The following is a 15,433-nucleotide window of genomic DNA, read 5'->3' on the forward strand; positions in this document are numbered from 1 at the left end:
ATATAACTAATACGAAAGTAAGAATTGGCAAGCAGCCATTTAAAGATATGACTTTAGATTGGCCGTCGTTCGCAAAACAGCGAACCAGTCAATATTTCGTCAGTGAAAGAACGCACCCGCATTCAAGTTACGAAAGTTTGACAGGCATCCCATAGAGGCACTTTCAAATCATTCCACAACCCGCCGGTTTCGAGCGCCGGAGGGGCATGGAAGACACTGGTCGAGTCATCTGGAGAGTCCCATGAGCACCGTCGTCGCCATCGTCAAAAGCATTGTTGGCCAAGTCATCGCGGTATCGCCAGAAGGCATCCGCCGCGTGCTCATCGAAGGAGACCGCCTGTTCGCAGGCGAGCAGGTGCTGACAGGCGTGGGCGGTGCCGTCACCCTGCAGCTGACCGATGGCCGCTATGTGGACCTGGGCCGCGACAGCCAGTGGAGCGCCAGCGCCTCCGACCACAGTACCGACATGTGCCTGGCCACCGCGCAGACGGCACCGTCGGTGGAGCAGCTGCAGCAGGCGATCCAGGCGGGTGCCGACCCGACCACGGCGCTGGAAGCTACCGCAGCCGGCCCGACCTCCTCGGGCAGCAGTGGCAGCGGCGCGCTTGGCGGTGGGCACAGTTTCGTCCTGCTTGAGGAAACGGCTGCCCGTGTCGACCCGAACATCGGCTTCCAGACCGGGCCGCTGAATTTCAGCGAAAGCCTCAACTTCGATTTCGCCGCCGGGCCACAGACCGCCACCACTGCGCTGGTCGCCGAACTGGCTACCGCCGTGGTGCTGAGCGCGACGCCGTCGATCAGCGAGGCCGGCGGCAGCATCGTGTATGTCGCCACGGTCGGCCAGGCGCCGCTCAGCGCACTGACCGTAACCTTGTCCAATGGCGCAGTGATCGTGATTGCCGCCGGGCAGACCAGTGGCTCGGTGAGCGTGCCAGTCACGCCAGGCTCCACGGTGTATGCCGATGACCGTCACGTGTCGACCACGATCATAAGCACCAGTGGCGGCGGCATTGCCGTCAGCATCGATGGCACCCCGGCCGACACCCGTGTGGTCGGCACCGTCGATACCACCACCGCCACCCTCAGCGCCAGCCCGAGCGTGACCGAAGGCGGTGCGATCACCTACACCGTGACCCTGAGCAACCCGGCCCAGACGCCTGTCACGGTCACCCTGTCCAATGGCCAGGTCATCAGCATCGCTGCGGGTCAGAGCAGCGGCAGCGTGGTGCTGCAGACGGCCAATGATGTGTACAAGGACACGACCACCCTCAGCGCCCACATCACCTCCGCCACCGGGGGCAACTTCGAGCACCTGGAAGCCAACCCGACTCCCGTGCTGACCGTGGTCAGCGATTCGACCGATACCAGCACCGTTACCCTGACCGCCACGCCCTCCGTGGCCGAAGGCGGCGCCATTGTCTACACCGCCAGCCTCTCGGCACCAGTGACCGGTACGCCGGTGGTGGTGACCCTGGCCAACGGCCAGACCATCACCGTGGCGGTCGGCCAGAGCAGCGGCACGGTCAGCGTGCCGGTCGGCAACGATGTTTATCAGGGCCAAGGGCAAAGCCAGGTCAGTACCAGCATCTCCGGGGTTTCCGGGGGTAACTTCGAGAATCTGGTCGCCAACCCCACGCCTGTCAGCACGACCGTCAGTGATATCCAGGACGTCACCACCGTCAGCCTGAGCGCGAGCCCGAGCGTGGCGGAAGGCGGCCAGATCATCTACACAGCGACCCTCAGCAACCCGGGCCAGACCGCTGTCACCGTGACCCTGAGCAACGGCCAGAGCATCACTATCGCGACCAACCAGACCTCGGGCAGCGTCAGCGTGGCCGCACCTGCCGATGACCACTATGCCGATGCCAGCCTCGTCAGCGCGCGCATCACCAGTGCCACGGGCGGCAATTTCGAAAGCCTGGCGGTCAACGGCACGCCAGCGGTGACCTCGGTCACCGATACCCTCGACACCACGACCGTGACCCTGACCGCGACGCCGTCGGTGGTCGAAGGCGGCACCATTGTCTACACCGCCACTGCCAACGCGCCGGTCACAGGCTCACCCGTAATGGTGACCCTGGCCAATGGGCAGACCATCACCATTGCCGTCGGCCAAAACTCAGGCACCACCACGGCGGCCGTCAGTAATGACGCCTATCAGGGCCATGCACCGGTCAGCAACAGCATCACCGGTGTCAGCGGCGGCAATTACGAGCAGTTGGTGGCAAACCCGGCGCCGGTCAGCACCAGCGTCACCGATGTTCAGGACACCACCACTGTCACCCTCACCGCCACGTCGTCGGTGGCCGAAGGCGGCACCATCACTTACACCGCCAGTGTGGATGCCCCGGTAACCGGCAGTCCGGTCGTGGTCACCCTGGCCAACGGGCAAACCATCACCATTCCGGTTGGCCAGAGCTCAGGCACCGCTGTCGGTGCCGTGAGTAACGATGTCTATCAGGGCCACGTCCCGGTCACCAACAACATCACCAGCGTCAGCGGCGGCAACTACGAGAACCTTGTGGCCAACACCGCCACGGTCAGCACCGCCATCAGCGATGTGACGGACACCACCACCGTCACCTTGACGGCCACCCCAAGCGTGGCCGAGGGCGGTACGATCCTCTACACCGCGACGGTAGGGGCTCCGGTGACCGGCTCTGCCGTGGTAGTGACCTTGGCCAACGGGCAGACCATCACCATTCCGGTCGGGCAAAGCTCAGGCACCGCTACCGGTACCGTGAGCAATGACGTCTACCAAGGCCATGCCGCCGTTACCAACAGCATCACTAGTGTCAGCGGTGGCAACTACGAAAACCTGGTCGCCAATCAGGCACCGGTCAGCACCAGCGTCACCGACGTGCAGGACACCACCACCGTTTCGCTCTCGGCCACCCAGACCGTGGCCGAGGGCGGCCAGATCGTCTACACCGCCACCCTGAGCAATGCGACACAGTCTCCGGTGACCGTGACCCTGAGCAACGGCCAGACCATCACCATCGCCGCCAACCAGACCTCCGGCAGTGTCGCGGTTGCTACCCACGGCGATAACCCGTACCTCGATGCCGGTCAGGTCAGTGCTCAGATCACCAATGCGACTGGCGGCAACTTCGAGAATCTCGCGGTCAACAGCACGCCGGCAGTGACCAACGTCACCGATACCGTCGATACCTCGACCGTGAGCCTGACCGCCACGCCGTCGGTGGCCGAGGGCGGGACCATTGTCTACACCGCCACCGTGACCGCACCGGTCACCGGCTCTGCTGTGGTGGTGACCTTGGCCAATGGGCAAACCATCACCATCCCGGTCGGCCAGAGTTCTGGCACCGCAACTGGTGTCGTCAGCAACGACGTCTATCAGGGCCATGCGCCAGTCACCAACAGCATCAGTAACGTGTCCGGCGGCAACTACGAAAACCTGGTGGCGGACAAGACCCAGGTCAGCACCAGCGTCACCGATGTGACCGACGCCACCACGGTCTCGCTATCAGCAACGCCAAGTGTGGCTGAGGGTGGCCAGATCGTTTACACCGCGACCTTGACCAATGCCGCGCAGTCTCCGGTGACCGTGACCCTGAGCAATGGCCAGACCATCACTATCGCCGCCAACCAGACCTCCGGCAGCGTCGCGGTCGCTACGCATGGCGATAACCCGTACCTCGATGCCGGCGAGGTCAGCACGCGCATTACCAGTGCAGCCGGCGGCAATTTCGAGAGTCTGGCGGTCAACAGCACGCCAGTGGTGACCAATGTCACCGATACCGTCGACACCTCGACTGTCAGCCTGACTGCTACGCCCTCTGTCGCCGAAGGTGGCATGATCGTCTACACCGCCACCGTGACTGCACCGGTCACGGGCGCCGCCGTGGTGGTGACCCTGGCCAACGGCCAGAGCATCACCATTCCGGTCGGGCAGAGCTCGGGCACCGCCACGGTCGCCGTGAGCAACGATGTCTATCAAGGCCATCCAGCCGTCACCAACAGTATCTCCAATATCAGTGGCGGCAATTACGAGAGCCTGGTCGCAGACAAGACGCCGGTCAGCACCACGGTGACTGACGTCCAGGACACCGCCACCGTTACCCTCACCGCCACGCCAACCGTGACCGAAGGCGGCACCATCGTCTACATGGCGACGGTGGATGCGCCGGTGACCGGCAACCCGGTCGTGGTCAACCTGGCCAATGGTCAAACCATCACCATTGGAGTCGGCCAGAGTTCAGGCACCACCACCGGTGCCGTGAGCAACGACGTCTACCAAGGCCATGCCGCCGTCACCAACAGCATCACTAGTGTCAGCGGTGGCAACTACGAAAACCTGGTCGCCAATCAGTCACCGGTCAGCACCAGCGTCACCGACGTGCAGGACACCACCACCGTTTCGCTGTCGGCCACCCAGACCGTCGCTGAGGGCGGCCAGATCGTCTACACCGCCACCCTGACCAATGCCGCACAGTCGCCAGTGACCGTGACCCTAAGCAATGGCCAGACCATCACCATCGCCGCCAACCAGTCCTCCGGCAGCGTCAACGTCGCCACCCACGGCGACAATCCATACCTCGATGCCGGCCAGGTCAGCGCACAGATCACCAATGCGACTGGCGGCAATTTCGAGAACCTGGCAATCAACAGCACGCCAGCGGTGACCAATGTCACTGATACCGTCGACACCTCGACCGTCAGCCTGACCGCCACGCCGTCCGTGGCAGAAGGTGGGACCATCGTCTACACCGCCACCGTGACCGCACCGGTCACCGGCTCTGCTGTGGTGGTGACCCTGGCCAATGGGCAAACCATCACCATCCCGGTCGGGCAAAGTTCGGGGACCGCCACGGCTGCCGTCAGCAACGACGTCTATCAGGGCCATCCGGCACTCACCAACAGCATCTCTGACGTTAGTGGCGGCAACTATGAGAACTTGGTCGCGGACAAGACCCAGGTCAGCACCACCGTCACTGACGTGCAGGACACCACTACCGTCACCCTGACGGCCACACCGTCCGTGATCGAGGGTGGGGCCATCCTCTACACCGCCAGCGTGGGCGCGCCGGTCACCGGCAGCCCAGTCATTGTGAGCCTGGCCAACGGCCAATCCATCACCATCGCGGTCGGTCAGAGTTCCGGCACCATCACTGGCGCCGTGGACAACGATGTCTATCAGGGCCACGCCCCGGTTACCAACAGCATCACCGGCGTCAGTGGTGGCAACTACGAGAACCTTGTCGCCAACACCGCCACTGTCAGCACCACCGTTACCGATGTTACAGACACCACCACTGTGACCCTGAGCGCCACGCCATCCGTGACCGAAGGTGGGACCATCATCTACACGGCCAGCGTGGGGGGCCCGGTCACTGGTAGCCCGGTCGTGGTCACCCTGACCAATGGCCAGACCATCACCATTCCGGTCGGCCAGAGTTCCGGCACGGCGACAGGTGCCGTGAGCAACGATGTCTACCAAGGGCACGCACCGGTCACCAACAGCATCAACAGCGTGTCCGGCGGCGATTACGAAAACCTGGTCGCCGACAAGTCCCAGGTCAGCACCAGCGTCACCGATGTACAAGACACCACCACGGTCTCGCTGTCGGCCACCCAGACCGTGGCTGAAGGCGGCCAGATCGTTTACACCGCGACCCTGACCAATGCCGCACAGTCGCCAGTGACCGTGACCCTGAGCAATGGCCAGACCATCACCATTGCCGCCAACCAGATTTCTGGCAGCGTCAGCGTCGCCACCCACGGCGATAACCCGTATCTCGATGCCGGTCAGGTCAGCGCCAGCATCACCCATGCATCAGGCGGCAATTTCGAGAATTTGGCGGTCAACAGCACCCCCGTGGTAACCATTGTCACCGATACCGTCGACACCTCGACCATCAGCCTGACCGCTACGCCTTCGGTGGCTGAAGGCGGAACCATCGTCTATAGCGCCACGGTGACCGCGCCGGTCACCGGCTCTGCGGTAGTGGTGACCCTGGCCAACGGGCAAACCATCACCATCCCGGTCGGGCAAAGCTCCGGGACCGCCACTGCGGCGGTATCCAACGACGTCTACCAGGGCCATCCCGCCGTCAGCAACAGCATCAGCAACGTGTCGGGCGGAAACTTCGAGAACCTGGTGGCCGACAAGACTCCGGTCAGCACCACAGTCACCGATGTGCAGGACACCACCACCGTCACCCTCACCGCCACACCGTCCGTGGCCGAAGGCGGTACCATCCTCTACACGGCAAGCGTGGGCGCGCCGGTCACTGGCAGCCCGCTCGTGGTCAACCTGGCGAACGGGCAGACCATCACCATTGCGGTCGGCCAGAGCTCCGGCACCGCCACCGGTGCTGTCAGCAACGATGTCTATGTAGGCCATGCCTCGATAACCAACAACATCACATCAGTCACAGGCGGCAATTACGAGAATCTGGTCGCCAATCAGACACCCGTCAGCACCAGCGTCACCGACGTACAGGACACCACCACCGTTTCGCTGTCGGCCACCCAGAACGTCGCCGAGGGCGGGCAGATCGTCTACACCGCGACACTGACCAATGCCGCACAGTCTCCGGTGACCGTGACCCTGAGCAATGGCCAGGCCATCAGTATCGGCGCCAATCAGACCTCCGGGAGCGTCGCGGTTGCCACCCATGGCGATAATCCGTACCTCGATGCCGGTCAGGTCAGTGCGCAAATTACCGGCGTATCGGGCGGCAACTTCGAAAATCTCGCAGTCAACAGCACGCCCGCGGTAACCAATGTCTCCGATACCGTCGATACCTCGACCGTGAGCCTGACCGCCACGCCGTCGGTGGCTGAAGGCGGAACAATCGTCTATACCGCCACGGTGACCGCGCCGGTCACCGGCTCTGCGGTCGTGGTGACCTTGGCCAACGGGCAAACCATCACCATCCCGGTCGGGCAAAGCTCCGGGACCGCCACGGCTGCTGTATCCAACGACGTCTATCTGGGGCACGCCGCGGTCACCAACAGCATCAGCAACGTGTCCGGCGGCAATTACGAAGCGCTGGTCGCCGACAAGACCCAGGTCAGTACTACCGTCACGGACGTGCAGGACACCACCACCGTCACCCTCACCGCGACACCGTCCGTGGCAGAGGGTGGCACCATCATCTACACCGCGACAGTAAATGCGCCGGTCACCGGCAACCCGGTCGTGGTCAACCTTGCCAATGGGCAGACCATCACCATTGGAGTTGGCCAGAGTTCAGGCACCGCCACGGGTACTGTGGGCAACGACGTCTATCAAGGGCATGCTGCCGTCAGCAATAGCATCACCACGGTCACAGGCGGCAACTATGAAAATCTGGTCGCCAACCAGGCAACCGTCAGTACCAGCGTCACCGATGTGCAGGACACCACCACGGTTTCGCTGTCGGCGACGCCGAGCGTGGCTGAAGGCGGGCAGATTGTTTACACCGCTACCGTGACCGCTCCGGTTACCGGCTCTGCTGTGGTGGTGACCCTGGCCAACGGGCAGACCATCACCATTCCGGTCGGGCAAAGTTCCGGAACCGCTACCGCTGCGGTATCCAACGACGTCTATCAGGGTCATCCCGCCGTCAGCAACAGCATCAGCGATGTGTCCGGCGGCAACTACGAGAACCTGGTGGCCGACAAGACCCAAGTCAGCACCACTGTCACCGATGTGACCGATACCACCACGGTGACGCTGACAGCCACACCGTCCGTGGCCGAGGGCGGCACCATCGTCTACACGGCGAGTGTGGATGCCCCGGTCACCGGCAGCCCGGTCGTGGTCAGCCTGGCCAACGGCCAGTCCATCACCATCGCGGTCGGGCAAAGCTCCGGCACCGCTACGGGCGCAGTGTCCAACGACGTTTATCAGGGCCATGCCCCGGTTACCAACAGCATCACCGCCGTCAGTGGCGGCAACTACGAGAACTTGGTTGCCAATACCGCCATCGTCAGCACCACAGTGACCGATGTGACGGATACGACCACGGTCACGTTGACAGCCACACCGTCCGTGGCCGAGGGTGGCACCATCCTCTACACGGCCAGCGTGGATTCGCCCGTCACCGGCAGCCCGGTCGTAGTCAATCTGGCCAGTGGGCAGACCATCACCATTGCCATTGGACAAAGCTCCGGCACCGCCACTGGCGCAGTGTCCAATGACGTCTATCAGGGCCACGCGGCAGTCACCAACAGCATCAACAGCGTGTCCGGCGGCAACTATGAAAACCTTGTCGCGGACAAAACCCAGGTCAGCACCAGCGTCACCGATGTGCAGGACACTACCACCGTTTCGCTGTCAGCCACGCCGAGCGTGGCTGAGGGCGGCCAGATCGTCTACACCGCGACACTGACCAATGCTGCACAGTCGCCAGTGACCGTGGCCCTGAGCAATGGCCAGACCATCACCATCGCCGCCAACCAGACCTCCGGCAGCGTCAACGTCGCCACCCACGGCGACAATCCATACCTCGATGCCGGCCAGGTCAGCGCACAGATCACCAATGCGACTGGCGGCAATTTCGAGAATCTGGCAATCAACAGCGCGTCAGCGGTGACCAACGTTACCGATACCGTCGACACCTCGACTGTCAGCCTGACCGCCACGCCGTCTGTAGCCGAGGGCGGGACCATCGTTTACACCGCCACGTTGACTGCGCCGGTGACCGGCTCTGCCGTGGTGGTGACACTGGCCAATGGGCAGACCATCACCATCCCGGTCGGGCAAAGTGCGGGGACCGCCACGACCGCGGTATCCAACGACGTCTATCAGGGGCATCCGGCAGTCAGCAACAGCATCAGCAACGTGTCGGGCGGTAACTATGAGGACTTGGTGGCGAACAAGACGGCGGTTAGCACTACCGTCACTGATGTGACCGACACCACCACCCTTACCCTCACCGCCACACCGTCCGTGGCCGAGGGCGGCACCATCGTCTACACGGCGAGTGTGGATGCCCCGGTCACCGGCAGCCCGGTCGTGGTCAGTCTGGCCAACGGCCAATCCATCACCATCGCGGTGGGTCAGAGCTCCGGCACCACCACTGGTGCCGTGGACAACGATGTCTATCAGGGCCATGCCCCGGTTACCAACAGCATCACCGCCGTCAGTGGCGGCAACTACGAGAACCTGGTTGCCAATACCGCCATCGTCAGCACCACAGTGACCGATGTGACGGATACGACCACGGTCACGTTGACAGCCACACCGTCCGTGGCCGAGGGAGGCACCATCCTCTACACGGCCAGCGTGGATGCGCCCGTCACCGGCAGCCCGCTCGTAGTCAATCTGGCCAACGGCCAGACCATCACCATCGCCGTCGGGCAAAGCTCCGGCACCGCTACGGGCGCAGTGTCCAACGACGTTTATCAGGGCCATGCCCCGGTCACAAACAGCATCTCAAACGTCAGCGGCGGTAATTACGAGAGCCTGGTTGCCGACAAGACTCAAGTCAGCACCACCGTCACCGATGTGCAGGACACCACCGCCGTCACTCTGACCGCCACGCCATCCGTGACCGAAGGCGGAACCATCCTCTATACCGCCACGGTCGGCGCTCCCGTCACCGGCAGCCCGGTGGTGGTTACTCTGGCTAACGGCCAGTCGATCACCATTGCCGTCGGCCAGAGTTCAGGAACCGCCACCGGCGCAGTAACCAACGATGTCTATGTAGGCCACGCCGCCGTCACCAACAGCATCACCAGCGTCAGCGGTGGCAACTATGAAAACCTGGTCGCCAATCAATCACCGGTCAGCACCAGCGTCACCGACGTACAGGACACCACCACCGTTTCACTGTCGGCCACCCAGACCGTGGCTGAGGGCGGGCAGATCGTCTACACCGCGACACTGACCAATGCTGCGCAGTCTCCGGTGACCGTCACCTTGAGCAATGGCCAAACCATCACTATCGGCGCCAACCAGACCTCCGGCAGCGTCGCGGTTGCCACCCATGGCGATAACCCGTACCTCGATGCTGGACAGGTCAGTGCACAAATTACGAGCGCATCGGGCGGCAGCTTTGAAAATCTGGCAGTCAACAGCACGCCTGCGGTAACCCAGGTCACCGATACCGTCGACACCTCGACCGTGAGCCTCACCGCCACACCGTCGGTGGCTGAAGGCGGGACCATTGTTTACACCGCCACCGTGACCGCACCGGTCACCGGCTCTGCCGTGGTGGTGACCTTGGCCAACGGGCAGACCATCACCATCCCGGTCGGGCAAAGTTCCGGGACCGCCACGGCTGCGGTATCCAACGACGTCTACCAAGGCCATGCCGCAGTCAGCAACAGCATCAGCGATGTGTCCGGCGGCAACTACGAGAACCTGGTCGCCGACAAGACCCAAGTCAGCACCACTGTCACCGATGTGACCGACACCACCACGGTGACGCTGACAGCTACACCGTCCGTGGCCGAGGGCGGCACCATCGTCTACACGGCGAGTGTGGAAGCCCCGGTCACCGGAAGCCCGGTGGTGGTCAGCTTGGCCAACGGCCAGACCATCACCATTGCCGTCGGCGAGAGTTCAGGTACCGCCACTGCGGCCGTGAGCAATGACGTCTATCAGGGCCACGAACCGATCACCAACAACATCACGGCTGTCAGCGGTGGCAACTTTGAAAACCTGGTTGCCAACAGCACCACGGTGAATACCACCGTGTCCGATGTGACCGACACCACCACCGTCACGCTGACCGCCACACCAAGCGTGGCCGAAGGCGGCACCATTCTCTACACCGCCACCTTGGGCGCGCCGGTCACGGGCAGCCCGGTCGTCGTGAGCCTGACCAACGGCCAGACCATTACCATTGCCGTCGGCCAGAGTTCGGGCACCGCCACGGGCACCGTCAGCAACGACGTTTACCAAGGCCACGCCGCTGTCACCAACAGCATCAGCAACGTGGCCGGCGGCAATTACGAGAATCTGGTCGCGGACACGACCCAGGTCAGTACTAGCGTCACTGATGTGCAGGACACCACCACGGTCTCGCTGTCGGCCACCCAGACCGTGGCTGAAGGCGGGCAGATCGTCTATACCGCGACCCTGACCAATGCCGCACAGTCGCCAGTGACCGTGACCCTGAGCAATGGCCAGGCCATCACCATCGCCGCCAACCAGACCTCCGGCAGTGTCAGCGTTGTCACCCACGGCGATAACCCGTATCTCGATGCCGGCCAGGTCAGTGCGCAGATCACCAATGCGACTGGCGGTAATTTCGAGAACCTGGCAGTCAACAGCACGCCAGCAGTGACCAATGTCACCGATACCATGGACACCTCGAGCGTCACCCTGACCGCCACGCCGTCCGTGGCAGAAGGTGGGACCATCGTCTACACCGCCACGGTGACCGCTCCGGTCACGGGATCTGCCGTCGTGGTCACCCTGGCCAACGGACAGACCATCAACATTCCGGTCGGACAAAGTTCGGGGACCGCCACGGCTGCGGTGTCCAACGACGTCTACGAAGGCCACCCTGCAGTCAGTAACAGCATCAGCAGCGTATCCGGTGGCAACTACGAGAACCTGGTCGCAGACAAGACTCAGGTGAGCACCACCGTTACCGATGTGACCGACACCACGATCGTTACCCTGACAGCCACACCAAGCGTGGCAGAGGGTGGAACCATCACCTATACGGCGAGTGTGGGCTCCCCCGTCACTGGCAGCCCAGTAGTGGTCAGCCTGGCCAATGGGCAGACCATCACCATTGCGGAGGGTCAGAGCTCCGGTACCGCCACTGAGGTGGTGACCAATGATGTCTATCAGGGTCACGCCTCGGTCACCAACAACATCACGACCGTCAGTGGTGGCAACTACGAAAGCCTGGTCGCCAATACCGCTACCGTGAACACCAGCGTCACCGATGTGCAGGACACCACCACGGTCTCGCTGTCGGCCACCCAGACCGTGGCTGAAGGCGGGCAGATCGTCTATACCGCGACCCTGACCAATGCCGCGCAGTCTCCGGTGACTGTGACCCTGAGCAATGGCCAGACCATCACCATTGCCGCCAACCAGACCACCGGCAGCGTCGCGGTTTCCACCCACGGCGATAACCCGTACCTCGATGCTGGTCAGGTCAGCGCCAGCATCACCAATGCATCGGGCGGCAACTTCGAGAACCTGGCAGTCAACAGCACGCCCGCAGTGACCAACGTCACCGACACCATCGACACCTCGACCGTGACCCTGACCGCCACGCCTTCGGTGGCGGAAGGCGGAACCATCGTTTATACCGCCACCGTGACCGCTCCGGTCACCGGCTCTGCCGTGGTGGTGACCCTGGCCAACGGGCAGACCATCACCATCCCGGTCGGGCAAAGTTCGGGGACCGCCACGGCTGCGGTCTCCAACGACGTCTATCAGGGCCATCCTGCCGTCAGCAACAGCATCAGCAATGTGTCGGGTGGCAACTATGAAAACCTGGTGGCGAACAAGGCAGCGGTCAGCACCACGGTCACCGATGTGCAGGACACCACCACGGTTTCGCTGTCGGCCACCCAGACCGTGGCTGAGGGTGGCCAGATCGTCTATACCGCGACCCTGACCAATGTTGCACAGTCTCCGGTGACTGTGACCCTGAGCAATGGCCAGACCATCACCATTGCCGCCAACCAGACCACCGGCAGCGTCGCGGTTTCCACCCACGGCGATAACCCGTACCTCGATGCTGGTCAGGTCAGCGCCAGCATCACCAATGCATCGGGCGGCAACTTCGAGAACCTGGCGGTCAACAGCACGCCGGCAGTGACCAACGTCACCGATACCATTGATACCTCGACCGTCAGCCTGACCGCCACGCCAACCGTGGCCGAGGGCGGCACCATCATCTATACCGCCACCGTCGGCGCTCCGGTCACCGGCAGCCCAGTCGTGGTCACGCTGGCCAACGGCCAGAGCATCACAATCCCGGTTGGGCAAAGCTCCGGCACCGCGACTGGCACCGTGAGCAACGACGTCTACCAAGGCCATGCCGCCGTCACCAACAGCATCACCAGCGTCAGCGGTGGCAACTACGAAAATCTGGTCGCCAATCAGTCACCGGTCAGCACCAGCGTCACCGACGTGCAGGACACCACCACGGTCTCGCTGTCGGCCACCCAGACCGTGGCTGAGGGTGGTCAGATCGTCTACACCGCGACCCTGACCAATGCCGCACAGTCGCCAGTGACCGTAACCCTGAGCAATGGCCAGACCATCACCATCGCCGCTAACCAGACCTCCGGCAGCGTCGCGGTTGCCACCCACGGCGATAACCCGTACCTCGATGCTGGTCAGGTCAGCGCGCGCATTACCGGCGCAACGGGCGGCAACTTCGAGAACCTGGCGGTCAACAGCACGCCGGCAGTGACCAATGTCACCGATACCGTCGACACCTCGACCGTCAGCCTGACCGCCACGCCTTCAGTCGCCGAGGGCGGGACCATTGTTTACACCGCTACGGTGACTGCGCCAGTGACCGGCTCTGCCGTGGTGGTGACCCTGACCAACGGGCAAACCATCACCATCCCGGTCGGGCAAAGTTCGGGTACAGCCACGGCCGCAGTATCCAACGACGTCTATCAGGGCCATCCAGCAGTCAGCAACAGCATTAGCAACGTGTCTGGCGGCAACTATGAGAACCTGGTCGCAGACAAGACTCAGGTCAATACCACCGTTACCGATGTGACCGACAACACCACGGTCACATTGACCACCACGCCATCTGTGGCGGAGGGTGGCACCATCCTCTACACCGCCACCTTGGGCGCGCCAGTCACGGGCAGCCCGGTCGTCGTGAGCCTGGCCAACGGCCAGACCATCACCATCCCGGTCGGCCAGAGCTCCGGCACCGCCACCGCCGCCGTGAGCAACGACGTCTATCAGGGCCATGCACCGATCACCAACAGCATCTCCAACGTATCCGGCGGTACTTACGAGAACCTGGTGGCCGACAAGGCTCAGGTCAGCACCACGGTCACCGATGTGCAGGACACCACCACGGTTTCGCTGTCGGCCACCCAGACCGTGGCTGAGGGTGGCCAGATCGTTTACACCGCGACCCTGACCAATGCCGCACAGTCGCCTGTGACTGTGACCTTGAGCAACGGACAGACCATCACCATCGCCGCCAACCAGACCACCGGCAGCGTCGCGGTAGCCACCCACGGCGATAACCCGTACCTCGATGCCGGTCAGGTCAGCGCCAGCATCACCAGCGCCTCAGGCGGTAACTTCGAGAGTCTTGCGGTCAACAGCACGCCGGCAGTGACCAATGTCACCGATACCGTCGACACCACGACCGTAAGCCTGACCGCCACGCCATCGGTGGCCGAAGGTGGGACCATCCTGTACACCGCCACGGTGACCGCTCCGGTCACCGGCTCTGCTGTGGTGGTGACCCTGGCCAACGGGCAAACCATCACCATCCCGGTCGGGCAAAGCTCCGGGACCGCCACGGCCGCAGTATCCAACGACGTCTATCAGGGCCATCCGGCCGTCAGCAACAGCATCAGCAATGTCTCCGGCGGCAACTATGAAAACCTTGTCGCGGACAAAACCCAGGTCAGCACCAGCGTCACCGATGTGCAGGACACTACCACCGTCTCGCTGTCGGCCACCCAGAACGTGGCTGAGGGCGGGCAGATCGTCTACACCGCGACACTGACCAATGCTGCACAGTCGCCAGTGACGGTGACCCTGAGCAACGGGCAGACCATCACTATCGCCGCCAACCAGACCTCCGGTAGCGTCGCGGTTGCCACCCACGGCGACAACCCGTACCTCGATGCCGGTCAGGTCAGCGCCAGTATCACCAACGCGTCAGGCGGCAACTTCGAGAATCTCGCGGTCAACAGCACGCCGGCAGTGACCAATGTCACCGATACCGTCGACACCTCGACCGTCAGTCTGACCGCCACGCCATCGGTGGCCGAGGGCGGGACGATCGTTTACACCGCCACGGTGACCGCGCCGGTGACCGGCTCTGCCGTGGTTGTGACACTGGCCAATGGGCAGACCATCACCATCCCGGTCGGGCAAAGTTCGGGGACCGCCACGGCTGCAGTCAGCAACGACGTCTACCAGGGCCATCCTGCCGTCAGCAACAGCATCAGCAATGTGTCGGGTGGCAATTATGAAAACCTGGTGGCGAACAAGGCAGCGATCAGCACCACGGTGACTGACGTCCAGGACACCACCACCGTCACCCTCACCGCCACGCCAACCGTGGCCGAGGGCGGCACCATCATCTATACCGCCACTGTCGGCGCGCCGGTCACCGGCAGCCCAGTCGTGGTCAGTCTTGCCAACGGCCAGAGCATCACAATACCGGTTGGGCAAAGCTCCGGCACCGCCACTGGCGCGGTGTCCAATGACGTCTATCAGGGTCATGCGGCCGTCACCAACAGCATCACCAGTGTCAGCGGCGGCAACTACGAAAACCTGGTCGCCAATCAG

1 protein-coding gene is annotated in these 15,433 nt (G+C 63.1%); it reads left to right on the forward strand.

Going from position 1 to position 15,433, the window contains the following annotated elements; all coding sequences use genetic code 11:
- Positions 1–241: 241 nt before the first annotated feature.
- Positions 242–15,433 (forward strand): retention module-containing protein (locus N430_RS28145; RefSeq protein ID WP_116583668.1); only part of this gene is annotated, 15,192 nt, incomplete at its 3' end.

Source organism: Pseudomonas sp. CC120222-01a, from assembly GCF_003097235.1.
In the GTDB taxonomy this organism is placed as follows: Bacteria; Pseudomonadota; Gammaproteobacteria; order Pseudomonadales; family Pseudomonadaceae; genus Aquipseudomonas.